This is a genomic window from Hymenobacter antarcticus (assembly GCF_039539545.1).
Taxonomy (GTDB): domain Bacteria; phylum Bacteroidota; class Bacteroidia; order Cytophagales; family Hymenobacteraceae; genus Hymenobacter; species Hymenobacter antarcticus.
In genome coordinates this window covers 25,293-50,957 of the sequence record NZ_BAABDI010000012.1, presented here as the reverse complement: position 1 = coordinate 50,957, position 25,665 = coordinate 25,293, and the positions used below count along the sequence as shown (strand labels likewise).

Genomic DNA, 25,665 nt, shown 5'->3' with positions numbered 1-25,665 from the left:
CTTTCACTTTCTTTCACGATGTCGTTTTCACACCTTTTTTCGTTCCGCTGGCCGCTTGCGCTGGTGGCTACAGGTCTGGTGCTGGGCAGCTGCTCGGGGCCAACTGCCAAAACTGATAATCCGATGGCTGCTGCCCCAGCCGACTCCACGGCTACCGCAACCGCTGCGGCCGCAGGCAACTCCCCGCTGCAAGTGGTAGCCGAATTCACCGACCCCCAGCTGGTGGCCGTGGCCGTGGCTCCCGGCGGCGAGATGTTCGCCTGCTTCCCGCGCTGGGACTACAATCCGGTGTTTCCCATTGCTAAAGTGGGCCCCAAAAGCACCCTCACGCCCTACCCCAACGCCAGCTGGTGCCTGTGGAACGACTCTGTGAAAAACGAGCCCCTCAAGCACTGGATTTGCCCCCAGGCCGTGTTTGCCGATAAAGCGGGGATGCTGTGGGTGCTCGACCCCGCTTCGCCCGGCCTAAAATCCATCGTGCCCGGCGGCCCCAAGCTCGTCAAAACCGACCCCAAGACGGGTCAGGTGCTGCTCACCATTCCGTTTCCGGAAAGCGTGGCCCCGCGCAAATCTTACCTCAACGACGTGCGGATTGACTTACAGCACAACTACGCCTACCTCACCGAATCGGGCATGGGGGCCTTGGTCGTGGTCGATTTGAAAACCCTCAAGTCGCGCCGCCTGCTCGCCAGCCACGCATCCACCAAAGCCGAGAAAGGACTGGTGATAAAAGCGGAAGGCCACCCCATGCTTGACCCCAAAGGCCAGCCCGCGCAATTCAATGCCGACGGTATTGCCCTGAGCACTGACAACACCTACCTCTACTACTGCCCGCTCACCGGGCACACGCTCTACCGCATCAAAACCGCCGCCCTGCGCGATGCCGCCCTCACCGAGGCGCAGCTGGGCCAGCAGGTCGAAACCGTGGGTAAAATACCCGCCTCCGACGGCCTGGAAATCGACGCCAACAACAACGTTTACATCACCTCCTTCGAGCAAAGCGCCCTGCTGCGCCGCACCCCCGCCGGCAAAATCGAAACCGTGGCCAGGGATGCGCGCCTGCAGTGGCCCGACACCTACAGCTTCGCGGCCGATGGCAACTTGTACGTGGCCAACTCCGCCATTCACAAAACGGCTAGCTGGAACAAGGGCGTAGGCCAGCCGCGCCAGCCGTTCCGCATTTTCAAAATTACGCTACCCAAATAGTCCTTCCCGTACCGGCCCAAACACAAAGAAGCCGCGCCTGACAAGGGCGCGGCTTCTTTGCCTGATAGCATAGCATAAGTTGTTTCTACAGCACGGTCAGGGACTGAATCTTCACGCCCTTCTGGAAAATATCGTATTTCTCGGTGGGGTGGGTCAGAATGTCCATGCAGTGGCGATGGCGACGGTTCATGGTATCGTGGATGGTGTACACGCCGTCGAGTTTGGATGAAAGGCCGCGTACGCGCACCTTATCACCGAATTTGAAGGGGCCGCCCCAGGGCTTCAGCAGGTCGCGCGACAGGGCCATCCAGCGCTTCTTGCTCCCGTAGTGCGGCTTGATTTTAGAATTGTCAGCCGTGATAAACGGCTCATCGTCCGTTTGGCCCGGCACGGCTTGGTAAGCGGTGGCCGTCACGGTGTAGGTAAGGGCATGCGCCACCGTTTTCCGGGCTGTGGTGGTGTGCCGTGATGTTGCGGTGGTGTGCCGTAGTACCTCTCGGTTAGGAGCTAAGAACTTTGTCAGGCCTCGGGCTTCAGTGGCAGGCGTGCTATAAAAAAGCGGCGTAGTCAGGGCCGCAGCAGCTAATAATAGGTCGGCTAATAAGTTTGCATTATTCATCAAAATGGCATTCGTACGCCCGCCAATTTGCCCGGCGGTATAGGCCCTGCCCGAGCTTGTAAAACGGGCAGAAAAGTATTAACGATTTGATTCATAGATAAGTTTGCTGAAAAGTAAATATCCAATTCGGATACATCCTTACAGCCTTTCAGGCCATGATATAGAAAAAATGTTATATCAATACTATCTGCCGCATTAGACAGTAACACTCAACTTGAACTGGCAACCTTTCCTTAATGAGCGGGCCGTGATTGCTGAACTTGCGTAGGAGAAAAGCAGGGTGTCCTTTCGATTTTTGATAAATTGACCATCCAAGTGATTACTGCGGATTAGGTTTATTGCCTCATTTAACTGACAACCAAACAGATTTGCGTACCCGAATGTAGGTTTTTGCCTGTGTTTTAAGCATCTTACTTTTACGCGGCCTTACCTAAGCTGCATTCCCAATGGATTCTTACTCCTATATCGCCAACGCCGAAGCGGCGGCCATCGAAACCCTGTACCAGGCTTATCAGCAAAACCCGGAGTCAGTTGATTTTGGCTGGCGTAAGTTTTTTGAAGGATTCGACTTCTCCCAGCAGTTTCCGGAAGGTGCGCCCGTAGTGCCCGGTGCGGCCGCCAATGGCGCGCCCGCTGCCAACGGCAGCGCCGCCGGGGCCACCAAAGCGGAACCGGCCCCCGGCCCCGTGCCCCAGCCCGATACCTACGGTGTACTCAATACCCCGGCCTCGACCAACAACGCCCCGGGCCTGGCCAGCGGCGAAGTGGCCGCCGATAAGGAAACGGCCGTACGCAACCTTATCCACGCCTACCGCAGCCGCGGCCACCTGCGCGCCAAAACCAACCCGGTACGCGAGCGCAAAGACCGCAAGCCCCGCCTCGACCTGACTGATTTCGGCCTGAGCGAAGCCGACCTCGACACCCCGTTCCGCAACGGTGAGGTGCTGGGTCTGGGCACCCAGGCCAAGCTACGCGACATCGTGGCGGCGCTGGAGAAAATCTACACCGGGCCCATCGGCTTCGAGTATATGTATATCCGCGACCCGCAGGTGCTGGACTGGTTCCGCGAGAAAGTGGAGCGCGACTCGCTGGCCTTCAACCCCGGCGTGGAGTACAAAAAGCGCATTCTGAAGAAGCTGAACGAGGCCGTCGTATTCGAGAACTTCCTGCATACCAAATTTTTGGGGCAGAAACGGTTTTCGCTGGAAGGCGGCGAAACCACCATTCCGGCACTCGATGCCATCATCGGCAAGGGGGCGGAGCTGGGTGTAAAAGAAGTGGTGATTGGCATGGCCCACCGCGGCCGTCTCAACGTGCTGGCCAACGTCATGGGCAAAACCTACGAGCAGATTTTCTCGGAGTTTGAAGGCACCGCCGTGCCCGACCTCACCATGGGCGACGGCGACGTGAAGTACCACATGGGCTACAGCTCGGAAGTGGAAACCAGCACCGGCCTGAAAGTCAACCTGAAACTGGCCCCCAACCCCTCGCACCTGGAGGCGGTGAACCCCGTGGTGCAGGGCTTTGTGCGGGCCAAAATCGAGCACCAGTACGGCAACGACTACCACCAGATTCTGCCCATCCTCATTCATGGTGATGCCGCTTTGGCCGGCCAGGGCATCGGCTACGAGCTGACCCAGATGTCGTTGCTGGAAGGCTACAAGACGGGCGGCACGGTGCACTTTGTGATTAACAACCAGGTTGGCTTTACGACCGATTTTGAGGATGCCCGCTCGTCGATTTACTCGACCGACCTCGCCAAAATTATCGATGCGCCGGTGGTCCACGTCAACGGTGACGACCCCGAAGCCGTGGTGTTTGCCGTGCAGCTGGCCACCGAGTACCGCCAGCAGTTCCACGCCGATATCTTCATTGACATGGTGTGCTACCGCCGCCACGGCCACAACGAGTCGGACGAGCCCAAATTCACCCAGCCCACCCTCTACAACCTCATCTCGAAGCACCAGAACCCGCGCGAGGTGTACAACGCCATGCTGGTAGCCCGCGGCGACGTGGACGCCGAGCTGGCCGCCCAGATGGACAAGGACTTCCGCGACACCCTGCAGGCCCGCCTCGATTTGGTGAAGCAGAAGCCGCTTCCTTATAAGTATCAGGCCTTGGAAAACGAGTGGCGCAGCCTGCGCCGCAGCACGCCGGAGGACTTTGAGCAGTCGCCCGAGACCGGCATTTCGGCCGAAATCGTGGAGAAAGTGGCCAAGGCGCTGACCACGATTCCCGACGGCTTTAAGCCCATCAAGCAGATTGATAACCTGCTGAAGGAGCGCCGCAAGATGTTCTTCGAAACCCGCACCCTGAACTGGGCGGCGGGTGAGCTGCTGGCCTACGGCTCGCTGCTGACCGAAAACCACATTGTGCGCGTGAGCGGTCAGGACGTGCAGCGCGGCACCTTTTCGCACCGCCATGCGGTGCTGCACGATGCCGAAACCTCGGCTCCTTATAATTCGCTGAACAACATCGAAGGCGAAAACGAGAAGCTGAGCATTTTCAACTCGCTGCTGAGTGAGTACGCGGTGCTGGGCTTTGAATTCGGCTACGGCATGGCCAATCCCACGGCCCTGGTGGTGTGGGAGGCGCAGTTTGGCGACTTCGCCAACGGGGCCCAGACCATGATTGACCAGTTTGTGGTGAGCTCTGAGAGCAAGTGGCAGCGCATGAACGGCCTCGTGATGCTGCTGCCCCACGGCTACGAAGGCCAGGGCCCCGAGCACTCCAACGCCCGCCCCGAGCGGTTCCTGCAGCTCGCCGCCGAGAATAACATCGTGGTGGCCAACCTGACTACCCCGGCCAACTTCTTCCACGCCCTGCGCCGGCAGCTGACGTGGAGCTTCCGCAAGCCGCTGGTGGTGATGTCGCCCAAGAGCATGCTGCGCCACCCGCTGTGCGTGTCGCCGATTGAGGACTTCACCAGCGGCCGTTTCCGCGAGGTGATTGGCGATGACTTTGCCGAAGCCAAAAAGGTGAAGCGTGTGCTGCTGTGCTCGGGCAAAGTGTATTTCGACCTGCTCGATGAGCAGCGCACTTCCGAGCGCAAGGACGTGGCCATCGTGCGCATGGAGCAGCTGCATCCCTTCCCCAAGAAGCAGCTCGATGCCGAGCTGGCCAGGTACCCCAAAGCCAAGGTGTACTGGGTGCAGGAAGAGCCCGAGAATATGGGCTGTTGGAGCTTCATGCTCCGCTACATGCGCCGCGAGCTGGAAGACGTGATTTCGCGTAAGCCCTCGGCTTCGCCGGCCACGGGCTACAACAAAATCCACATCAAAGAGCAAAAGGACCTGGTGGCCCGCGCCTTCGATAAGCCCAGGGAAGCCGTGGCCGATGACAACATCAAGGCCACCGTCGAAGTGGCCAAGAAGCAGGACTAATTGTAGCGCACGCTTTAGCTTGCGCTTTTCCCACCAGCCGCCGAACAAGCTAAAGCGTGTTCTATAAATGATAACCGAAGCCCAGATTCAAGCCATCGTGCAGCGCATCGTAGCTGGCTACCAGCCCGACCGGATTATTCTGTTCGGCTCGTACGCCTATGGCACGCCTTCGGAGGATTCCGATTTGGACTTGCTGGTGGTGAAGGGTAATGATGAGCGACGCAAAATTGACCGCATTGTGGAAATCAGCGAATTGGCCCATAGTATTCCCGACGCGCCTGCGATGGATATTCTGGTGCTCAACTCCGCGGAGGAGCAGCGGGCACGGCAAATTCGGTTTATTGTTGAACACAAAGCGTTGCGCGACGGGCGCGAACTGTATGCAGCCGCTTAACGCTCTGGAGAAGGACTTGCTGCGGCAATGGCTTCGAAAAGCCGATGGAGACCTCCGGGCTGCGGAGCGGCTTGCCGATGCTCCCGAGGATTACGATGCTGTGGCATTTCATTGCCAGCAGGCGGCCGAAAAATATTTGAAGGCGCGCCTGGCAATAACAGGCGAGGACCCGCCCCGTACACATGATTTGCGCCGTCTGTTGCTCGTGTTGCATCCAGTGGAGCTTTTTACAGCCTCGGAAACGAGCATGGCGGATTTGCTGACGCCTTTCGGGGTAGCTATTCGTTATCCCGGCGAGAATGATGAGCCGCCCGTTCTCGAACTGTTGGCTGCGGCGCGCCATTTTCGCGACAAATTGCGGCCTGTCGTAGAGGCTGCTCTGAACTAGCACTTATTCACCGAAACTATTCAACTCCCCACTTATGGGTCTGGAAATCAAAATTCCCGCCGTTGGCGAATCCATCACTGAAGTCACCATTGCCAAGTGGCTCAAACAGGACGGCGAGGCCGTGAAGCGCGACGAAATAATCGCCGAGCTGGAGTCGGATAAGGCCACGTTTGAGCTGCCCGCCGAAGCCGACGGCGTGCTGAAAATTCGCGTGGCCGAGGGCGAAACCATCGGTATCGGTACCGTGATTGCTGAGTTGGATGGGGCTGCCAGCGGCAGCGCTGCGCCGGATGCTGCACCTGCTGCTTCGGCCCCGGCCAGTGCCCCGGCCGCCGACCCCATTGCCAAAGGCGAGGACAACCCCCAGGCCAGCGACCAGGCCGGTTATGGCGGTACGCCCGCAGGTGGCGCGGCTCCGGCTGCGGCCCCAGCGGCCCCGGCTGCTGGTGGCGGTTCCATCGAAATGAAAATCCCCAACGTGGGAGAATCCATCACGGAAGTGACGGTGGCCAAGTGGCTGAAAGAGGACGGCGCGCAAGTGAGCCGCGACGAGGTGATTGCCGAGCTGGAATCGGACAAAGCCACGTTTGAGCTACCCGCCGAAGCGGCCGGCACGTTGCGCCACGCCGTGAAGGAAGGCGAAACCATCGGCATCGGGGCGGTGATTGCGCGCATTGAAGGTGGCAGCGGTGCTGCCGCAACTGCTCCGGCTCCGGCCGCCGCGACCCCGGCGGCTGCGCCGGTTGCGGCATTGGCTACGGCTCCGGCCGGCAGCGGCGCGGCCACTTATGCCACGGGCGTGCCCTCGCCGGCCGCCGGTAAGATTCTCGGCGAGAAAGGCATTGCCGCTACCGACGTAGCCGGTACGGGCCGCGACGGCCGCATCACCAAAGAAGACGCCCAGAACGCGCAGGCCAAGCCCGCCGCGCCGGCTCCGGCCGCTGCCGCACCTGCACCTGCCCCAGCTGTAGCAGCCCAGGCACCAGGCACCAGTAACCAGGCACCAACCGGCAGCCGCGAAGTGCGCCGCGAGCGCATGAGTAACCTGCGCAAAACGGTGGCCCGCCGCCTGGTGTCGGTGAAGAATGAGACTGCGATGCTCACCACCTTCAACGAGGTGAACATGCAGCCCATCATGGACATGCGCACCAAGTTTAAGGACCAGTTCAAGGCGAAGAATGGCGTGAACCTGGGCTTCATGTCCTTCTTCACCAAGGCCGTGTGCGTGGCCCTGCAGGAATGGCCTTCGGTGAACGCGCAGATTGACGGCACCGACATCGTGTTCAACAGCTTCTGCGATATCAGCATTGCCGTATCGGCTCCGAAAGGCCTGGTAGTGCCCGTGATTCGCAACGCTGAGCAGCTGTCGTTCGACGGTATTGAGAAGGAAGTGGTGCGCCTGGCCACGCTGGCCCGCGACAACAAGCTCACCATCGAGCAGATGACCGGCGGCACGTTCACCATCACCAACGGCGGCGTGTTCGGCTCCATGCTCAGCACCCCGATTATCAACGCGCCGCAATCGGCCATTCTGGGCATGCACAACATCATTCAGCGGCCCATCGCCGAGAATGGCCAGGTCGTGATTCGCCCCATGATGTACCTGGCTTTGAGCTATGACCACCGTATCATCGACGGCCGCGAGTCGGTTTCGTTCCTGGTGCGCGTGAAAGAATTGCTCGAAGACCCCACGCGTTTGCTGTTGGGCGTATAAGCTCCGTGGAATAGTTGAGAAGGCGGCCGGCAACTATTGTCGGCCGCTTTTTTTGTGGTTGTGTCAGCCCAAAAGTTTTGCCTGGCGTTTAAGAACAGTCCTTTCCAACGCGCCATGAAAAATTCGAAGAAGAAAAACCGCCCCGCCAAGTTCTGGCCCGTGATGGGCTTTGCCACCCTGGCCGGCATGCGCAGCATGAGTGCCCCGGCTTTTCTGAGCCATTATCTGTCGCGGCAGCCGCACGCGGGCCTCGATGGGTCGATGCTGCGGTTTATGCAAAAGCCGCTCACGGCCACGGCGCTGAAAGTAATAGCCGCCGGCGAGATGGTGGCCGATAAATTGCCTACTACGCCTGACCGTATTGCCCCGCCCGCGCTGCTAGGGCGGCTGCTATCCGGCGCGCTGGTGGGAGCGGCGTGGTATAAGTCGCGCCACGGCAGCGCCCTGAGCGGCGGAATAGTGGGCGGGCTGGCCGCCGTGGCTTCCACCTTCGTGAGCTACGCCCTGCGCACCGGCATCAGCAAGCAGACCGATACGCCGGTTGCGCTGGTAGGAGTGGGTGAGGATGCCCTGGTAGTAGCGGGTGGAACGGCCCTGCTGCGCGGGGTGCAACCGGCGCACGGCGAGTGGCGGCCGCTGTAATAACCGGCTGACGTGGGCAAGCAAGGCGACTGGTGAGCTACCTGGTAATCCGCGCTGGCGTATTCGCTACTTCTACCGGAACGAGCGGCTTCTTTGTGCGCCCACCCAGCACCACCAGCACCACGGCCACCACAATCAGGGCCGCGCCGCTCAGCATTTGGGGGTTCAGGCTCTCGCCAGCGAAGGCCCAGCCGAGGAGCACGGCCACCACCGGATTTACGAAAGCATACGTGCCGGCCAGCGCCGGCTCTACCGCGCGCAGCAGCCAGATGTAGGCCGAGAAAGCCACGATGGAGCCGAACGAGACCAGGTAAACGTAAGCAATCCAGGACTTGGTGGTGACCTGCGCGAACTCGAACCCCGAGGTTTCGCCGCGCCCCAGGCCCAGCACGAGCATGGCCAGACCGCCGCACAGCATTTGCATACCGCCCGAGATGAAAGGCGACGGGGCCGGCTGGTGCTTCTTGGCGTAGAGTGAGCCAATGGACCAGACCAGCGAGGCCATCAGCACGAGGGCCATGCCCAGGCTGGCGTGGCCGGGCTCCTTCACCGGCGTGGGCGTAGGGTGCGCGGCCAGCAGGTACATGCCCGCCATGCCCGCGCCCAGCCCCAGCGCCACCCACTTGGTGGGCCGGGGCGAAATGCCGCTCAGCCACCCCAGCACCGCCAGAAACATGGGCACCGTGGCCACCAGCAGCGCCGTGGTTCCGCTGGGCAGGTACAGCACCCCAAACGTGGTGCCGCCGTTGCCAAACCCCAGCAGGCACACTCCGATAATGGCCGCGTGGCCCCAGCCCCGGAGGGTGGGCCGGGGCTCGCCGCGCAGGCGCATGAACCCGTAGAGCAGCGCGCCCGCCAGGGCGTAGCGGGTGCCGGCCATGAGCAGCGGCGGCATGCTCGCCACGGCAAATTTCATGACGAGGTAGGTGGAGCCCCAGATAAGATAAACCAGCGCAAAAGCGGTGAATAACGCGGCCCGCGAAGGCGCGGCCGAACCAGAATCAGACATATAATCAATAAGAAACACAGCAAAATTACGCCCGGCAGCGGCCTGGGCAGTCGGGCTCGCGTCTTATTTGCCGGCCCGGCCGTGAGTAGATGCCGCGCCGCTCGTTGCTTTGCACCATGAGAAACCACGTTCTGCTTGCGCTGCTGTTGCTATTGGGGCCGTCGGGGCCGGCCGCCGCGCAGCTGCTCGTGCCGCCACCGGCGGTGTACACCCGCGCCGATTCGTTGCGCGGCGGGCAGACCCCGCTGCGCACCTGTTACGACCTCAACTACTATCACCTCGACGTGCGGCTGGACCCGGCCAAGCGCTTCATCAGCGGCTCGAACATCTTCCGCTTCACCGCCACGCGGGATTTCAACCGCCTGCAATTCGACCTCTTCGCCAACCTGCAAGTCGATAAGGTGCAGTATAAAGGCAAGGATGTGCCGTTTGTCCGCGAGGCCAACGCCGTGTTCGTTACCTTCCCAAAGGCCATTGCCCAGGGCCGCCGCGATGAGTTCACGGTGTATTATTCCGGCAACCCCATCGTGGCCAAAAAAGCCCCCTGGGATGGCGGGATGGTCTTCACCCAGGATGCCGCCGGCAAGCCCTGGGTGGCCACGGCCTGCCAGGGCACGGGGGCCAGCATCTGGTGGCCCACCAAAGACCAGCAGGCCGATGAGGTGGACAGTATGCTTATCAGCGTGAGCGTGCCCACCGGCCTGAAGGACATTTCCAACGGCCGCCTGCGCCGTACCACCAGGCTGAAAGGCGGCTACACCCGCTTCGACTGGGCTGTGACGAACCCCATCAACAACTACGACGTGGCCCTGAACGTGGGCAATTTTCAGCATTTTTCGGACAGCTACGCCGGTGAAAAAGGCCCACTCACGCTCGATTACTGGGTGCTGCCCGAAAATCTCATTAAAGCCAAAATTCAATTCGCCGCCAATGTGAAGCCCATGCTCAAAAGCATGGAGCACTGGTTCGGCCCTTACCCATTTTACCAGGATGGCTACAAGCTGGTGGATGCCCCGCACCTGGGCATGGAGCACCAGAGCGCCGTGGCCTACGGCAACAAGTACGAGAACGGCTATCTCGGCAAAGACCGCAGCAACACTGGCTGGGGCCTGAAATGGGACTTTATCATCATCCACGAAAGCGGCCACGAGTGGTTCGGCAACAGCATCACGAGCAAGGACATTGCTGATATGTGGGTGCACGAGGCCTTCACTACCTACTCCGAAGCCCTGTTTGTGGAAAACCAGTTCGGCAAGCCCGCCGGCCAGGAATACCTGCACGGTCAGCGCCGCAACATTCAAAACGACGGCCCGATAATCGGCCCCTACGGCGTGAACAAGGAAGGCTCGGGCGACATGTACGACAAGGGCAGCAACCTGCTGAATATGCTCCGCACCATCCTCAACGACGACGCGAAGTGGCGGCAGCTGCTGCGCGGCCTCTCCGGCACCTTCTACCACCAAACCGTGACCGGCCAGCAGGTCATCGACTACTTCAACCGTGAAAGCGGCCGGGACTTCACCAAAATATTCGACCAGTACCTGCGCCACCGCAGCCTGCCCATCCTCGAAATCCGCTTCGAAGATGGCAAAACCCTGGCCCGTTGGGTGGCCAATATTGATAAGTTCGACATGCCTGTCCGAATGAGGCTGAGAGGAGGCGAATATCAGTTTGTGACTCTGACAACCAAGTTTGCGCCCATCAAAGAAATGGCCGGTGCGACGAAGGAGAACCTGGAAGTGGACACGTTCAACTACTACATCGGCGTGCTGGTTGATTAGCAACAGCCAAAAGAACGTCATGCTTCGGCTGCGCTCAGCATGACGTTCTTTTATTCGCCCCACTCGCCAAAACCGCCTTGCCCGCGTCGGTCGTGCCGTACCTTTGCGGGGCGTAAAATCATAGAATTCCTTTGCTCATGAATCAATACGACGTCACCGTCATCGGCTCCGGCCCGGGCGGCTATGTAGCGGCTATCCGCTGTGCCCAGCTTGGCCTCAAAACGGCCCTCATCGAGAAATACCCCACCCTGGGCGGCACCTGCCTCAACGTGGGCTGCATCCCCAGCAAGGCCCTGCTCGACTCGTCCGAGCACTACCACAACGCCCATTCAGTATTCGCCGAGCACGGCATCGGCCTCGACAACCTGACGGTGGACATGAACCGCATGATTGACCGCAAGGCCGGCGTGGTGAAGGCCAACGTGGAGGGCATCGGCTACCTGATGAAGAAGAACAAAATCGACGTGCTGCAAGGCCTCGGCTCGTTCGTTGATAAAACGCACATCAGCATCGCGCCCACCGAGGGCGGCGAAGCCCAGACGATTGAAACCAAAAACGTCATCATCGCCACCGGCTCCAAGCCTACGGTGCTGCCGTTCATCGCCCAGGACAAAGAGCGCATCATCACCAGCACCGAGGCCCTGAACATCCGCGAAGTGCCCCGGCACATGGTCGTGATTGGCGGCGGCGTGATTGGCCTCGAAATGGCCTCCATCTACGCCCGCCTCGGGGCCAAAGTATCGGTGGTGGAGTTCATGGATTCGCTCATCCCGACCATGGACCGCGGCCTGGGCAAGGAGCTGAAGCGCGTGCTGGGCAAAATCGGCATCGAGTTTTTCATGAGCCACAAAGTGACCGGGGCTACCCGCGAGGGTGATTCCGTAACCGTCACCGCCCTTAACCCGAAAGGGGAGGAGGTGACTTTTGAGGGCGACTACTGCCTGGTGGCCGTGGGCCGCTCGCCCTACACCGCCGGCCTCAACCTCGAAGCCGCCGGCATCGAAATGGAAGAGCGCGGCCGCATCAAGGTCGATGCCCACCTGCAAACCAACGTGCCCGGCATCTACGCCATCGGCGACGTGGTGCGCGGCGCCATGCTGGCCCACAAGGCCGAGGAAGAAGGCGTGTTCGTGGCCGAAACCATCGTGGGCCAGAAGCCGCACATCAACTACCTGCTCATCCCCGGCGTGGTGTACACCTGGCCCGAGGTGGCGGGCGTGGGCTACACCGAAGAGCAGCTCAAGGAGCAGGGCAAGGCCTACAAAGTGGGCTCCTTCCCCTTCAAAGCCAGCGGCCGCGCCCGTGCCAGCGGCGACACCGACGGCTTCGTAAAAGTGCTGGCCGACAAAACCACCGACGAAATCCTGGGCGTCCACATGATTGGCCCGCGCATCGCCGACCTCATTGCCGAAGCCGTGACCGCCATGGAGTTCCGCGCCTCCGCCGAGGACGTGGCCCGCATGAGCCACTCGCACCCCACCTACGCCGAGGCCATGAAAGAAGCGTGTCTGGCCGCCACGGAGAACCGGGCCATTCATATGTAATCCCGCCCTCGCGGCAGAAACTGAAAGAGGCTGAAGCTACGGGAGCTTCAGCCTCTTTTTGGCTACTGAGTACTGCATTCATTTTGCTGATTAGTACATACTTGAAATTTTATCCTACTTCGGATTTATATCCTTCGTGTTTGCTTAGAATTACGGCCACGTTTACCAGTAAGATTCCGTAAATTACTTTTGAAACAATGTCTGCTACCGTGTAGGTAATCTGGCGGCCAACAACCCCGGCTTCGTTAAAAAGTCCGCCTTCGATTCCCAGCAAGTGCGGCATCAGGTAGGCACCGGGGTATAGCATCCATGATATTAGAAACAAAATCCAGATGGAACTCAGGACTTTCTGCGCTTCAATCGGAATACCTTCTTTTCCTTCGTTAATTACCTTCCTCATCAGGTAAAGAATGTGGATAAAAAACACGGTTGAGATGGCTCCCCAGGCGGCAAACGCTACCAGGTTACTAACTTCATAAAACTGGCCGATGTATCCGGTAATAATCATCCCGGCCCCTGAAAACCAGAACTGATTGCGGATGCTGCTGAAGCTGGACCGGGTTAGCGAAACGACAAACAAAATCTGAAAAAGCAGCATGGGTACATCGATGAGCCAGTTCAGGTAGCGGTAACCGTTGTTAAACAGGTCGACTCCATCTTTCAAGTAGTATCTACCCCGTTCTAAATCAAACACAAAGCTGCTCGTCCAGTTGTTTGCCTGGGCATATAGCAATAGGAAGGCCGATACCATTACTACCACCGAAAGTGCGGATGATACCCGGTATTTGGGTGCTACTGACTTGGTAGTGAGTATAAAATAAAAAAGTGCGGCCAGCATTACTGCATAACCGAGGCTAAGCACATGGGCCACTATTTGGTAGGCCATCTCGCTGAATCCCTGTTGCAGGCCCACGTAGTTTTCAAAATTCGCGTTTCCTAAATTATTCATCTTGATTGTTTGGCCTGAACCATTTATACATGAATTTAGCCACATTGATTTGATTATCAAGAAGAAATCTGACAGCCATTAGCTAAAGGCTATTGGCTCCCGCTTAGGGTGCAATTCAAACCTTTGCTCGGCTGTTTTTTAGCAGTTAGGTGACTAGGCCAAACTTGTTGCTCTCATAGGCTACGCGCTGGAGCAGTAGATGGTTATGGCCGTGGTTGGCCTGGCGCTGGCCGGAGCGTTTCATGCGCATTTGCAGTATACTGCGGTGAGCGGCCTCAATCGAACCGCTGCCGACGAGCAGGCCGTCGGCCTGATAGGAGCCATTGCGCAGGCGATAGTGAGCGGCTTCCGAAGCACATTCCCGCCCTTCGGAAGGCTCGCCAGCTACTGCCGAAACACTACTAGAGCGGTTTCGGAGTCAGTGTACAGGTTGTCAGGCTCCCCTCTCCTTGGGAGAGGGGCCGGGGGTGAGGTTTACGCGGCCGCGCCATGTACACTGTTTCAGAAACCGCACTAGAGGCTTCCGAATGTCTGCCAACCGCTTCGCGACGTCCGCCAACCTTACCCCAGATTACCCGCCAACAGCTTCATAGGCATAAACCCTCGGTCAGTGTTACAAACCTTCGGCTGATTCACAAACCTTCGCTTAATTCACGGACCTTATGCTCTGCCGAGTGGCCGTAACGGTTGCCCCAATCAATGGTCGTAGCTCACGACGCGCGTGATTCTCCAGGTGCCGGCCTGCTGCTGCCACACCATCACGAACTTGGAGTTGCCGCAGTCGTCGCGGCCGTTTTCGACGTGGCAGAAGCGCTGGGTGGCAATGTGCATGGCCCCGTATTCTTTCACGGGGTACACTTCCAAGGTGCCGGGCACCAGCGTGCGGGTGATGTCGGGGCTTTGGGCAAACAGGCGGGCAAAGCCTTCCTTGGTTTGGGTGAAGTTAGACAGGCCGCCTTTGTCGTGGTAAAACTCCACGTTTGGGGCGAAGTAGGCCATGAGCTTATTCACGTCATGGGCGTTGAAGGCGGCAAACATTTCCGCGTCAAGTCGGGCCACCAGTTGGTGTAGCTCGTCTTTGGTAGCTGGTTTCGGGGCCGAGGCGGCCGCTGGCGGAGGCGAATTGGCTGGCGCAGCCTTGCGCGGCGTGCTTTGGCCACGGGCAGTGGTGCCCGACAGGGCAGAAAGTAATAAGAGGGTTGCAAGTGTACTACGCATAACAAGAACGGTGATTGCGAAGCTAAATATAGCCAGTCAAGAGCAGCACCAAGCAGCCCGCTTGCATTGCGCGGGAGAACTGAGGCCGCAAACTCCATCGGCCGCGCCAGCCTGCCGCAAGTAGAAAACTGGCATCTTGCAACACCTGTTCTCAATGGCAACTTCTGCCCAAATACTACCCAGGCCCCGTCCCGACACCTACCTCCAAACCCAGCCCGCCAGCCGCGCCGGGTGGCGGCAGTGGCTGGCCGAGCAGCACCACGCCAGCGCCCCCGGCCTGTGGCTGGTGTATTGCAAAAAGGCTATTGGCCAGCCCAGCGTGACCCACGCCGACGCCGTGGAAGAGGCCTTGTGCTTCGGCTGGATTGATTCGCTGCCCCGCAAGCTCGATGCCGACCGGACGCAGCTGCTTTTCATGGCCCGCCAGCTTAAAAGCGGCTGGAGCAAGGTGAACAAGGAGCGGCTGGAGCGGCCAATTGGAATCATGCCAACCGGCCAGCCCAGGTACATGCTCAATGATTTGGGTAAGCGCTTGCTGAGTTAGCTCCTCATTAGCAGGCACGAGGCCGCAAGTAGCCAGGCCATTCCGCAGGTGTCGCGTGTGTGCCCCGGCCCGTCGCTTGCGCCAACAGCGTCTTGCTCCTGATAATCAGCGTACATCTGCCGCTGATTACCCTATAAAACGGCAACTTTTGAGGCCCGGCTTGCGAATACAGTCATTCGCCGGTCGAGCAATAGCAGGCAGTGCGTTAGTTCTCTCAAAACGATGGGTTTCCCGTTGCCGCTCCTGCTGAAAACCGTTTTTATCCCGGATTCTTATGGCCAAAGACAAAAAGAAGAACTCGAAGAAAGAACAGGTGACGGAAGACCTGCTGGATGTCGCGCGCGCCTCGTTGAAGAAATTTCGAAAGGTGACCCGCGAAATTTCCAGGCTCAGCACCGGGCAAAAGCTGGTGGGCGGGCTGGCCCTGGCCGCAGCGGGCCTGACCTATCTCGCCACCCTCGATTCTGAAGCGACCCCCGCCGCTGCTGCCCCCGCCGTTACGCCGCCCTCCGATACCGACAAGGCCAGCGCCGCTTCAGCAGTAGCAGCGCGCCCCCGCCGCAAATCCCCGAAAGCCTGACGCTGATGTCGCCGGTCCCGCACCCCACGCATTGTCAACCCTCTAATCCTCGCCAAGATGAAAAAGACCAAAGCCAAAAAGAATAAAGCAGGCAAAAATACCCTCCTGAGTGGGGCTGCCAAGTCGCTCAAAAAGCTGCGCATGTCCAAGCTCAGCACCACCCAGAAGGTAGTGGGCGGTGCCGCCCTCGTGGCCCTGGGCCTGGGCTACCTCTCGAAGCGCCTGAATGGGGCCGACATTCCAGCGCCGAATGACGCCACCACTACCGCCGACGCCCCGGCGGCCGAAGCCAGCCTGGCCGCCATGGACGGCAACGCCTAGCAAACATGGGCGCTAAAAGGCCGAGCACCCCGAATTTTCAATTCGGCCGCCGGAACGAGTACCCCGAATTTTCAATTCGGCCCGTGAGCGCCGTAAGGATTAGTCGTGCCAATAAGCCGCATGGGCCGAATTGAAAATTCGGGGTATTCGGCCAACGGGTCCTTACAGCGGCACCAGCGGCATTACCATTACCACGCAAAAAGCGGCGGCTGCTCCGGAGAGCGGCCGCCGCTTTTTGCGGTGTTGGGTGGGAAGTCGAAACTTATTCGGCCGGAGCCGGAGCGGCGGCTGCGGGGGGCGGAGTGGCGCTGGCCAGCTTCACGCGCACGGCGTTGGGGCCTTTGGGGCCCATTTCTACTTCAAACGTTACCTTGTCATTCTCGCCGATGGTAGCCCCGGACAAGCCGTTGGCGTGCACGAAAATGCTTTCCTGCGTCTGCGAATCACGGATGAAGCCGTAGCCTTTCGACGTGTTGAAGAACGTCACCGAGCCAGTGCGCAAGGTGTCTTCGGGCTCCCGGTCCTCCTGCTTGGCAATGCTGATGCGGATGTCCTCGTCCTTGATGATGCGCTTCTTGGTGGGGTCGGGGGGAGTGGCGGTGATGTTGCCGTTCTCGTCCACGTAGGCGAACATTTCTTCCAGCGGCGCGCCGGCCTTGGCGTTTGCCTGGCGCTCAACTTTGCGCTCTTCCTTTTCGGTTTTCTTCTTAGCGCGCTTTTTCTCGTTGTCTTTCTTACCAAATGTCTCTTGAGACCTACCCATAGTGCTGTGTTGCTAAATCATTGTATCCGTGTGGCGTAATCAGGCTAGATAAGCCACCGGAGGAGTGAATTGTTACGAAGATACGCAATATAAGAAGGGCAATCAATGTCCGGCTTCGGGGGCGGTGTTCCAGCGGGTACGCCGCCACGTTTCCTGCTGCCTGGGCGAGAGAAAAGTCCAGGCTACGAGCCGGCTTTTTTTCTGGCCCTGGGCCATGTCGATGGTTCGCACCTCGGTGGCACCGGCCGTTTTCAAGGCCCGGTACACGCCGGGCAGGGTGTCTTTTTTCGAAACCAGCGTGGTGAACCAGTAGCATGAGCCGGGCCGTCGGCCGCTTTCCTGCACCATGCGGCGAATGAAGGCCGCCTCACCGCCTTCGCACCACAATTCGTTGTTCTGGCCACCAAAATTCAGGACTGGCCGCGGGCCACGGCCCGCGGTGCCCTGGCCGGTGCCCAGACCGGTGCTTTTGCGCTTAGCGCCGGCCGCCGCCTCGGCCGCTGAGGCATGAAACGGTGGGTTGCACATGGTGAGGTCGAACCCTTCGCCGGTCTGAATAAGGCCGTCGAAAATGCGGGTGCGGGCGGGCTGCAAGCGGCACTCAATGGCCCCGGCCAGGCTCGGGTTGGCCGCCTCAATCTGCTGGGCGGCGCGCACGGCCACCCCGTCCACATCGGAGCCCACGAAGTGCCAGCCGTACTCGCGCCGGCCGATGATGGGGTAGATGCAGTTGGCCCCCACGCCCACGTCGAGCACCAGGATATCCTCGCCGGCCGGCAGGGTGCCGCCGTTGCTTTCGGCCAGCAAATCGGCCAGGTAATGCACGTAGTCGGCCCGGCCGGGAATTGGCGGGCACAGGTAGCCTTTGGGGATGTCCCAATTCTGAACACCGTAGAACTGCCGCAGCAGCGCCCGGTTCAGGGCTTTCACCGCGGCCGGATTGGCGAAATCAATTGATAGGACACCGTACGGATTGGGCCGTACGAAGGCCGCGAGCTCCGGGCTGGCCTTGCTGAGCTGCGGGAAATCGTAGGGCGCGCGGTGCGGGTTGCGCGGGTGCAGCTGGTCTTTTTCGGCGATGGTGGGGGTAGCAATGGGCTTCATTGGGGTATTTATGCGGTTTTGTAAAGGTACCAGCCGTCGCCCAGGGGCCGCAGCACCATGAGGCCGTCGGGGTGCATGGCGGGCAGCTGTGCGGGCTGGGGCTGGTAGAGCAGGCCCACCGTGCTATCGGTTTTGCCCCCGATAACGAAGGCCAGGCAGCTGCCGCAGCTGGTGGCGCGGCGCGTGACCCGGCCCAGGTAGAGCCGGCGGAGCAGGGCGTGTACGGCGGGGTCGGCGTTGACGGCCTGCTCATCAGTGGCTTCGCCCGGGGCAATGGCGGCATCGAAATAACCGCCCTTTTGCACCAGTCGCACCATTTTCTGAAACTCGGCCTGATGCCGGTGGAAGTGGGCGGCGATGTCGGCATCGGCGCTGGTCCACAGGCGCAGGTTGCCGAGCGTGAAGGCGTGGTCGGCGTCGGGGTGCTTGACGTCGTAGGCGGCTACTTCGGCCGGCGGCATGGCGGCCAGCAGCGCCACCATGGGCGGGCCGAGGTGCGTCATGGCCAGGTTGCGAATCGCGCCCAGCTTCCAGCCATCCTCCCCGTGACGGAAGTGCAGGTAGAAGTCGCGCCGGCTCACCGAGTCGCGCAGCTCCACGGCCACCACCGCCGTGGTCGAGTCCTGGCGCACCAGCTCGCAGGTGCGGGCCACGCGCGGCGGAATCTGCTGGCCAAGGGTTTGGTTTTTGGCCTGGCCGGCAGCTTCGCAGCAGAGGTAGCTTTTTAGCGGCGGCCAGCCCTCGCGGGACACAAACTGCTCGGCAATGCGGAGTGGAGGCAGCGGGGCGGGCGTTTCCGCGCCGCCGGTGCCGCCGGGCAGCCACAGGCAAAGGACAAGGAGCAGGTGATTCATTCGGGGGCTAACGGCAAACCAGGGGGCGATAATTCCGCAGGCCGCTAGCGGGGCCGGCTCGGGCCTTTGCTGCGGCCGGCCGGGCGGCTGCCCAGGCTGCCGCCTTTGGGGCGGGGCGGGCCACCGGGGCCGTTGCTTTTGGGGCGCGCCGCGCCGCCTGGGCCAGGTTTGGCCGGGCGCCTGGTGCCGGGCCCGGCTTTGGGGCCGCCGGCCTTGGGCTTTTCGGGGCGTGGGCCCCACCAGCCGGTGCCCGAGGGATTGTGCATGGAGGGCGGGCCCGATTTGCGGGGCCGCGCCGTTCGGCCATCGCCCGTAGCCGACGTTTCGGCCGGGGCTTTCGACGTTTTTAGACTGCGCCGGCCACCTGAGGCTTCTTCGGTGCCGCTCGAATTGGCCACCATTTTCATGATGCCGGCCAGCTCGGCGGGCGTTAGCTCGCGCCAGTCGCCCACGGGCAGGCCCTTCAGGCTCACGTTCATGATGCGGACACGCTCCAGCTTGGTCACTTCGTAGCCGAAATGCTCCACCATGCGCCGCACCTGGCGGTTGAGCCCCTGCACCAGCGTGATGCGGAAGATGTAGGGCGTTTCCTTCTGCACCACGCAACGCTTGGTCACCACGCCTAGCATGGGGATGCCGCTGGCCATTTCGTCCAGCATGTGGTCGGTCAGGATGCGGTTCACGGTCACCACGTACTCCTTTTCGTGCTGGTTGCCGGCGCGCAGAATCTTGTTCACGATGTCGCCGTCGCTGGTCAGGAAAATCAGGCCCGAGGAGTCTTTGTCGAGTCGCCCGATGGGGAACACGCGGGCGGCGTGGTTCACGTAGTCCACAATGTTGCCGCGCACGCCCGGCTCCGAAGTGCTGGTGACGCCCACCGGTTTGTTAAAGGCCAGGTACACGGCATCTTCGGCCTGCTTGGGCTCCAGCTTGTGGCCGTTTACGGTCACGCGGTCGCGCGGGCCCACCTGGTCGCCTATCTGGGCAGGCTTGCCGTTGAGTAGCACCGCGCCCTGCTCGATGTAGCGGTCGGCCTCGCGGCGCGAGCACATACCGCTTTCGCTGATGAATTTATTGAGGCGGGTGGAGGAAACGGGAGGCATCGGGGCGGGGGGAAGGAGTTAAAAGTTAAAAGTGAAGAGTTAAAAGGAAGCCAGCATTTTCAACTCCTTACTTTTAACTTTTACCTTATGCACGGGGCGAAGTTACGGCCTTTGGGTTTGGGGTTTTGGCGGTCTTCATCTTCCAGTAGGAGCAACCCACCAGAAATCTGTCCGTTAGCAAAGGCGTAATCTTTCATCGTTACTTCTGATTTTATGTCTGACAAACCCACCATTTTTCCGCCCCAAAAGCAGGATGCCGGGTCCGGCCACCCCGGCCTGGAATACAAGATGACGCCCGAGCCCGAGTTCATTCGCGAAGGCTACAAAGGGGCCGAAAAACTCAAAGGCAAAGTGGCTCTCATCACGGGCGGCGACTCGGGAATTGGCCGCGCCGTGGCCGTACATTTTGCCGTGGAAGGGGCCGACGTGGCCATTTGCTACTTTCCCACCGAGCAGCAGGACGCCGAAAAGGTGCAGGAAATAGTGCAGGCCCACGGCCGCCGCTGCCTGCTACTGCCCGGCGACCTCAGACAGCCCGCCTTCTGCCAGGAAATAGTGGAGCGCACCGTGGCCGAGTTGGGCGGGCTGAACATTCTGGTGAACAACGCCGCCGAGCAGAACTGGCACGAATCGCTCGAAGAAATCAAGGACGAGGAGCTCGACAGCATCTTCAACCTTAATATTATCGCCATGTTCCGCATTTCGCGCACGGCGCTGAAGTACCTGAAGGAAGGCGATTCCATTATCAACACCGCTTCGGTGAACGGCTTCAAGGGCAACGAGATGCTGTTGGACTATACCTCGACCAAGGGAGCCATCACGGCGTTCACGCGGGCCTTGTCGTTGCAGCTTATCAAGAAAGGTATTCGGGTGAATTCGGTGGCCCCGGGGCCTATCTGGACGCCGTTTATCACAGGGATAGGCCTGCTCAAGCTACCGCTGTTTGGGCACGATGTGCCGATGGGCCGCGCTGGCCAGCCCTCGGAAGTGGCCCCTTCTTATGTGTTTCTGGCGTCGGAAGACGCTTCGTATTTTTCGGGCCAGACGCTGCACCCCAACGGTGGCTCAGTGGTGAACGCCTAAGCCCGGCGGGCCCGCGCATACCAAAACCCACCGTCCGTGCCCGCCGTAACAGGCCTAAAAATGACCAAACGGACATTTTTATTTATTTCAAATTTCAAACATATGAACATGAAATTGCTTGGCCTGCTGGCCGCTGCCTCGCTGGCCACCGCCGCCTGCTCGCAGGAGAAAAAAGTTGAAACCACGACTACCGTGCCCGTTACCGATGCCAACACTGCCGTGGTAATTCCCGACACGATGGCCGCGCACGACGAAGCCCGCCGCCTGGCCGCCCGGGTGGCCGAGGACCTGAAACTGACCGATACCGTGGTGGTTACGCGCATTGAGCGGACCTACTATACCCGCGGCCGCCAGATGGGTGAGTACCAGACCCGCTACGCCACCGACACCACCGGCCGCTACCTGGCCATGCGCCAGACCAACGACCAGGCCGATGCGGAAGTGCGCACGGCCCTCAACAACCCGACCTACTACAACACTTATTCGGCCAACCGCGCCAACTACGGCGATGGACCGTACTCGCTGGTGCCGGCCCGGGTAGAGCCCATCAGCACGGCCGCGCCGCGCGGTGGTAACGTAGGCCAGGGCTCTGGCGTGAAGAAAATGGAGCATCAAAACGATGGCGACCACAAGACGAAATATGTCAACGGGGCCAAAGTGAAACGTGACGACGACGGCTCGGTCAAAATCAAGCGGGCCGACGGCACGAAGATTAAGATTGACGAAAACGGCAACCGCACCGTGAAAAAAGGCCTGTTCAAATAAGTTGTTAGTCATTAGTTGTTAATAGGATTGTAATCATATGACTGACAACTAATAACGAGCAACTGACAACCCGTTTGCTTTTGAACGACTACTTAAGCCTTCATTACCGCAAAAAAAGAACCCCGCTCCAATCAAGGAGCGGGGTTCTTTTTTGTAGCGGTTGGCCGCCGGCGAGTCAGCTTACCAGCGCAGCGACCAGGATGCCCCGGTGAAGGGGCCGTAGTTGTACGGCGCAAATTTGCCCTTGCGGTACCAGGGCTGGGGGCGGCGGGGCGGGGCCAGGCCGGTGCCCTGCGGCTTGGCCGGGTCGATGGGGGCTTCGACGCGGGTACGGCCGCTGCGCACGGCAATCTTGCCGAAGGCGTAGCCCAGGGCAACCCCAATGGGGTAATCGGAGGCCCAATGCACGCCGTTGTTGAGCATGGAGTAGCCCAGCAACCCTATGAGCGAATAGCCCAGCGGGCGGATGAAGTGGTATTCGGGGTAGTTATCGGCGATGACCGTGACGGTGGCCATGGCCGTGGCCATGTGGCCAGTGGGAAAGGCGTCGTAGTTGGGTACGAAGCTCTGGTAGCGGGTAAAGGACGGGAACAGGTGCCACTCGCCGCGGTCTTTGGTGGCTACGTAGGGGCTCTGGCGGCCGGTGAGGCGCTTGAGGCCCTGCACCACCAGGCCGGTGCTCAATATGGCTTCGCCGAGCTGGCTGGAGGTTTGCAGGGCGCGGTTGTCTTTCTTGATGCCGCCGTAAATCCAGAAGCTGGAGGCCACGGTGAGGTGCGTCCAGCCATCGCCGAGGTAGTAGAACGTGCTGTTGAGGTTGTCGGGCACGTTGAACTCGAACGGCAAGTTAGTCGAGCCAATGCGGAACGGAATGTAAACCAACGACTTCTGGGTGCTCTTGGGCGTCAGGCCGACGAATCGGCCAAAATCCTGCGACCAATCCAGAATGGCCTGGTCGGCCACCCACAGCACCACCGAGCTCACGGCCAGCCCTACCAGCGTTTCGGTGTTTTCCCTGCGGAACGCATAGGCCGGAAACTGGCCCAAGTCGCGCGGAATGTGCAGTGCCCAGCGGAAGGGGCGGGGCTTGTCGTAGTGCCACGTCACGCCCGGGGCCACGGTGTAAGTTGAAATCCGGCCGTTCGTGTCGCGGGTGTAGTGTTGAATCGTTGTGTCGACGGGAATCGCGGATAGCGGCTGCGCGGCAGGTGCTGCGGCAGCGGCGGCCACGCTATCGGGGCAGGCGGCTACCGGGTTGAGCGCCAGCGAATCGGCTGTGCCGCCCGAGGGCGGGAGCGAATGGGCAAAGCTGGCGGATATAAAAAACTGACTCAGCAGCAACGCAACAAATAGCCGCGTAGGGCGGCAGGGGTAATAAAAGCTCACGAACAAACAGCGATAATAACAGCGGCGCAGCCCGTTGCTAAGCGCGTGGGGCGGGGTGTAGTGCAACGAGAATAGGCAGGCCCAGCCCGCATAGCAAAGCGCAAAGGTAACACCAGAGTTATGTTGGGCTAACGTGCAGCCGCTACTTTACCCGCTGACGGCCAGCGGCCCGGAATGTTGCAGCGGCGGTGTATCTTTCAGCGAGCCAGTGGGAAGATGTCCGGTGGTTTTTTAATTTCGCTAATTTTTCTGCCCATGCAACCTGCTGTTTTAGTGCCTGATGCTGCTGCTGCCGCTCCAGTTTCGGCTCCCGTAGCTAACTTGTTTCAGGCGCAGTTTGATGCCTTGCGGGAGTACGCGCCCGCTCTGCGCCGCGAAGACGTGGCGGCCCGCCGCGCCCGCCTGCAAAAGCTGGCCAACTGGATACGCGCCAACCGCGCGGCCATTCAGGCAGCCCTGTACGTCGATTTTAAGAAGCCGACGGCCGAAACCGACACCAGCGAAATATGGGCGGTGCTGGTCGAAATCAAGCACACGATTAGCCACTTGGGGCGGTGGATGGGGCGGCGAACGGTGGGTACGCCGCTGCCGCTGCTGGGCTCCCGCTCGTGGGTGCAGGTCGAGCCGAAGGGCGCGGTGCTGATAATCGCGCCCTGGAACTACCCGTTTTACCTGGCCGTGGACCCGCTGGTATCGGCCCTGGCCGCCGGCAACGCCGTGGTTATCAAGCCCGCCGAGCAAACCCCGGCCACCTCGGCCCTGCTCCGGCGGATGGCCGAAGAGCTGTTTCGGCCCGACGAGGTGCTGGTGCTGGAAGGCGGAAAGGACGTGGCCACCGACCTGCTGCGCTTGCCCTGGGACCACATCTTTTTCACCGGCTCGCCCCAGATTGGCAAGCTAGTGATGCGGGCGGCCGCCGAACACCTCAGCGGCATCACCCTGGAGCTGGGCGGCAAAAGCCCGGCCGTAGTGGATGCCACGGCCAACCTGCGCGACGCGGCCGAGAAAATTGCCTGGGGCAAGTTTCTCAACGCCGGCCAAACCTGCATCGCCCCCGACTATGTGCTGGTGGAAGCCAGCGTGAAAGAGGCGTTCGTGCGGGAAATCACGGCCGCCCTGCAACGCTACTACAACCCCGACGGGGCCGGGGCCGAGCAGTCCGACTCGCTGGCCCGTATCGTGAACCCGCACCATTTCGAGCGGGTAAGCGCCCTGCTCGCCGATGCCCGGCAGCGCGGGGCCACCATCGCGGCCGGCGGCCACACCAACGCCGCCACCTGCTACATCGAACCCACGCTGCTGCTGGACATCCCCGCCGGGGCCGCCATTCTGGAGGAGGAAATATTCGGCCCGCTGCTGCCCATCCTCACTTTCGACACCTTGCCGGAGGCCGCCGACTACATCAACGCCCGGCCCAAGCCGCTGGCGCAGTACGTGTTCACGACCAACGCCGCCAACCGCCGCTTCCTGCTCGACACGGTGTCGGCGGGCGGGGCGGCCGTGAATGAAACCATTATCCACGTCGCCAACCCCGGCCTGCCGTTTGGGGGCGTGGGCAACTCGGGGGTGGGCAAGGCCCACGGCCACGCGGGCTTTCTGGCCTTCAGCAACGAGAAATCGGTGCTGCGGCAGCGGGTGGGCTTCACGGGCATCAAGCTAATGTATCCGCCGTATACGCCCAAGGTAAAGCGGCTGATTGGGTTGATGATGAAGTGTTTGTAGTGTGCAAGGTGGTGCCGGGCAACCTCGCCCCCGGCCCTTCTTCAAAAGAGCGGCGAGCCAAGCGTACGGTACAGCAACCTGACAACCGCTCTACAGCAATTTTCAGGTTGGTGTACCGAGTTAAAAGTTAAAAGACAGACGGATTGGATTTTAACTTTTAACTCTCAACTTTTAACTCGGTATAAAGACGCTAAAACCACTCTACTGACTGGCTTGGCGCGCGTCGGCCCGCAACAGCCGGTAGGCCAGCGGCGCCGTGACGAACACAAACACCCCGAACAAGGCTTGGTCGAGCAAGTGCAGCGGCACCATGTTAGGCACGGGAGGGCCGAAGTAGCCGGCCAGGTAAGTGGCCGTGTTCACGCACACATCAGCCACCATAATGGCCAGCGCCAACCGGATGCCAGCCTTGGGGCGCCACCACAGCAGCGCAACGGCCAGGGGGGTCGAGCAGAGTCAGGGCATCCCAAAACACGCCGATGGCGAGCGGAACCGGAAAAGCCAGAAAGCCGCGCCGGGCAAGCCCGGCCGTGTGCGTGTAGGTTCCCACTAAGAAGCAGATAGTGTAGACCGCAAAAATCAGCGTCACCGGG

The 25,665-nt window shown here is 60.5% G+C and carries 24 protein-coding genes; 14 read left to right on the top strand and 10 right to left on the bottom strand.

The annotated features are described in order from the left end of the window. Positions 1-18: 18 nt before the first annotated feature. The gene (locus ABD819_RS10310; RefSeq protein WP_345123836.1) at positions 19-1,206 is read left to right on the top strand and encodes an L-dopachrome tautomerase-related protein; all 1,188 of its coding nucleotides are present in this window, start codon (positions 19-21) and stop codon (positions 1,204-1,206) included. A gap of 85 nt (positions 1,207-1,291) precedes the next feature. On the opposite strand, the gene ABD819_RS10305 is transcribed toward ABD819_RS10310, so the two are convergent. Continuing rightward, positions 1,292-1,645 carry an RlpA-like double-psi beta-barrel domain-containing protein gene (locus ABD819_RS10305; protein ID WP_345123834.1) on the bottom strand — a complete coding sequence of 118 codons (354 nt, stop codon included), beginning with the start codon at positions 1,643-1,645 and terminating at the stop codon, positions 1,292-1,294. A gap of 626 nt (positions 1,646-2,271) precedes the next feature. Between ABD819_RS10305 and ABD819_RS10300 the strand changes: the two genes are divergently transcribed. From ABD819_RS10300 to ABD819_RS10280, 5 genes are all read left to right on the top strand, one after another. Then, positions 2,272-5,208 carry a 2-oxoglutarate dehydrogenase E1 component gene (locus tag ABD819_RS10300; RefSeq protein WP_345123832.1) on the top strand — a complete coding sequence of 979 codons (2,937 nt, stop codon included), beginning with the start codon at positions 2,272-2,274 and terminating at the stop codon, positions 5,206-5,208. A 67-nt stretch (positions 5,209-5,275) separates the two neighbouring features. Then, a complete protein-coding gene (locus ABD819_RS10295) occupies positions 5,276-5,602 on the top strand; it encodes a nucleotidyltransferase domain-containing protein (protein ID WP_345123830.1) in 327 nt (108 codons plus the stop codon). Further along, positions 5,589-5,990, top strand: coding sequence for a HEPN domain-containing protein (locus ABD819_RS10290; protein ID WP_345123828.1), 402 nt, complete (start codon positions 5,589-5,591; stop codon positions 5,988-5,990). Before ABD819_RS10295 ends, ABD819_RS10290 begins: the two co-directional genes overlap by 14 nt. Before the next feature lie 34 nt (positions 5,991-6,024). Further along, positions 6,025-7,704, top strand: coding sequence for a 2-oxoglutarate dehydrogenase complex dihydrolipoyllysine-residue succinyltransferase (odhB, locus tag ABD819_RS10285; RefSeq protein WP_345123825.1), 1,680 nt, complete (start codon positions 6,025-6,027; stop codon positions 7,702-7,704). A 114-nt stretch (positions 7,705-7,818) separates the two neighbouring features. Continuing rightward, entirely contained in the window at positions 7,819-8,346 is a 528-nt protein-coding gene (locus tag ABD819_RS10280; protein WP_345123822.1) for a DUF4126 family protein, read from the top strand. Between the two features lie 37 nt (positions 8,347-8,383). Here ABD819_RS10280 and ABD819_RS10275 read toward each other — a convergent pair whose 3' ends face one another. Beyond that, the gene (locus tag ABD819_RS10275; RefSeq protein WP_345123820.1) at positions 8,384-9,355 is read right to left on the bottom strand and encodes an EamA family transporter; all 972 of its coding nucleotides are present in this window, start codon (positions 9,353-9,355) and stop codon (positions 8,384-8,386) included. Positions 9,356-9,471: 116 nt separating this feature from the next. Here ABD819_RS10275 and ABD819_RS10270 point away from each other — a divergent pair, with 116 nt between their 5' ends. Both ABD819_RS10270 and lpdA read left to right on the top strand, forming a co-directional pair. Then, positions 9,472-11,136 carry a M1 family metallopeptidase gene (locus ABD819_RS10270; protein ID WP_345123815.1) on the top strand — a complete coding sequence of 555 codons (1,665 nt, stop codon included), beginning with the start codon at positions 9,472-9,474 and terminating at the stop codon, positions 11,134-11,136. A gap of 137 nt (positions 11,137-11,273) precedes the next feature. Beyond that, the gene (gene lpdA, locus ABD819_RS10265) at positions 11,274-12,680 is read left to right on the top strand and encodes a dihydrolipoyl dehydrogenase (RefSeq protein WP_345123813.1); all 1,407 of its coding nucleotides are present in this window, start codon (positions 11,274-11,276) and stop codon (positions 12,678-12,680) included. A 109-nt stretch (positions 12,681-12,789) separates the two neighbouring features. On the opposite strand, the gene ABD819_RS10260 is transcribed toward lpdA, so the two are convergent. Beyond that, the gene (locus tag ABD819_RS10260; protein ID WP_345123811.1) at positions 12,790-13,629 is read right to left on the bottom strand and encodes a bacteriorhodopsin; all 840 of its coding nucleotides are present in this window, start codon (positions 13,627-13,629) and stop codon (positions 12,790-12,792) included. Positions 13,630-14,325: 696 nt separating this feature from the next. Beyond that, the gene (locus ABD819_RS10255) at positions 14,326-14,847 is read right to left on the bottom strand and encodes a nuclear transport factor 2 family protein (protein WP_345123809.1); all 522 of its coding nucleotides are present in this window, start codon (positions 14,845-14,847) and stop codon (positions 14,326-14,328) included. A 154-nt stretch (positions 14,848-15,001) separates the two neighbouring features. Between ABD819_RS10255 and ABD819_RS10250 the strand changes: the two genes are divergently transcribed. The 3 genes from ABD819_RS10250 to ABD819_RS10240 all read left to right on the top strand — a co-directional run bounded on the left by ABD819_RS10250 (position 15,002) and on the right by ABD819_RS10240 (position 16,292). Continuing rightward, positions 15,002-15,391, top strand: coding sequence for a YdeI/OmpD-associated family protein (locus ABD819_RS10250; protein WP_345123807.1), 390 nt, complete (start codon positions 15,002-15,004; stop codon positions 15,389-15,391). A 274-nt stretch (positions 15,392-15,665) separates the two neighbouring features. After that, positions 15,666-15,971 (top strand): hypothetical protein, encoded by a 306-nt coding sequence (locus ABD819_RS10245; protein WP_345123805.1) that lies wholly within the window; start codon positions 15,666-15,668, stop codon positions 15,969-15,971. Between the two features lie 57 nt (positions 15,972-16,028). Then, the gene (locus tag ABD819_RS10240) at positions 16,029-16,292 is read left to right on the top strand and encodes a hypothetical protein (protein ID WP_345123803.1); all 264 of its coding nucleotides are present in this window, start codon (positions 16,029-16,031) and stop codon (positions 16,290-16,292) included. Between the two features lie 262 nt (positions 16,293-16,554). Here ABD819_RS10240 and ABD819_RS10235 read toward each other — a convergent pair whose 3' ends face one another. From ABD819_RS10235 to rluF, 4 genes are all read right to left on the bottom strand, one after another. Next, positions 16,555-17,055: a cold-shock protein gene (locus tag ABD819_RS10235; RefSeq protein ID WP_345123801.1), complete on the bottom strand. Its 501-nt coding sequence runs from the start codon at positions 17,053-17,055 to the stop codon at positions 16,555-16,557. 102 nt (positions 17,056-17,157) lie between these two features. Further along, positions 17,158-18,159 (bottom strand): 23S rRNA (adenine(1618)-N(6))-methyltransferase RlmF, encoded by a 1,002-nt coding sequence (rlmF, locus tag ABD819_RS10230; RefSeq protein WP_345123799.1) that lies wholly within the window; start codon positions 18,157-18,159, stop codon positions 17,158-17,160. Between the two features lie 8 nt (positions 18,160-18,167). Continuing rightward, positions 18,168-19,013, bottom strand: coding sequence for a hypothetical protein (locus ABD819_RS10225; RefSeq protein WP_345123797.1), 846 nt, complete (start codon positions 19,011-19,013; stop codon positions 18,168-18,170). Between the two features lie 44 nt (positions 19,014-19,057). Then, entirely contained in the window at positions 19,058-20,116 is a 1,059-nt protein-coding gene (gene rluF / locus ABD819_RS10220; protein WP_345123795.1) for a 23S rRNA pseudouridine(2604) synthase RluF, read from the bottom strand. Positions 20,117-20,329: 213 nt separating this feature from the next. Here rluF and ABD819_RS10215 point away from each other — a divergent pair, with 213 nt between their 5' ends. After that, positions 20,330-21,199: an SDR family oxidoreductase gene (locus tag ABD819_RS10215; protein WP_345123793.1), complete on the top strand. Its 870-nt coding sequence runs from the start codon at positions 20,330-20,332 to the stop codon at positions 21,197-21,199. A gap of 102 nt (positions 21,200-21,301) precedes the next feature. Continuing rightward, positions 21,302-21,964, top strand: coding sequence for a hypothetical protein (locus ABD819_RS10210; protein WP_345123791.1), 663 nt, complete (start codon positions 21,302-21,304; stop codon positions 21,962-21,964). Between the two features lie 180 nt (positions 21,965-22,144). Here ABD819_RS10210 and ABD819_RS10205 read toward each other — a convergent pair whose 3' ends face one another. Beyond that, positions 22,145-23,350 (bottom strand): phosphatase PAP2 family protein, encoded by a 1,206-nt coding sequence (locus ABD819_RS10205; protein WP_345123789.1) that lies wholly within the window; start codon positions 23,348-23,350, stop codon positions 22,145-22,147. A gap of 255 nt (positions 23,351-23,605) precedes the next feature. On the opposite strand from ABD819_RS10205, the gene ABD819_RS10200 reads away from it, so the two are divergent. Beyond that, entirely contained in the window at positions 23,606-25,072 is a 1,467-nt protein-coding gene (locus ABD819_RS10200; protein WP_345123787.1) for an aldehyde dehydrogenase family protein, read from the top strand. Between the two features lie 201 nt (positions 25,073-25,273). On the opposite strand, the gene ABD819_RS10195 is transcribed toward ABD819_RS10200, so the two are convergent. After that, positions 25,274-25,468, bottom strand: coding sequence for a hypothetical protein (locus tag ABD819_RS10195; protein WP_345123785.1), 195 nt, complete (start codon positions 25,466-25,468; stop codon positions 25,274-25,276). Positions 25,469-25,665 lie beyond the last annotated feature (197 nt).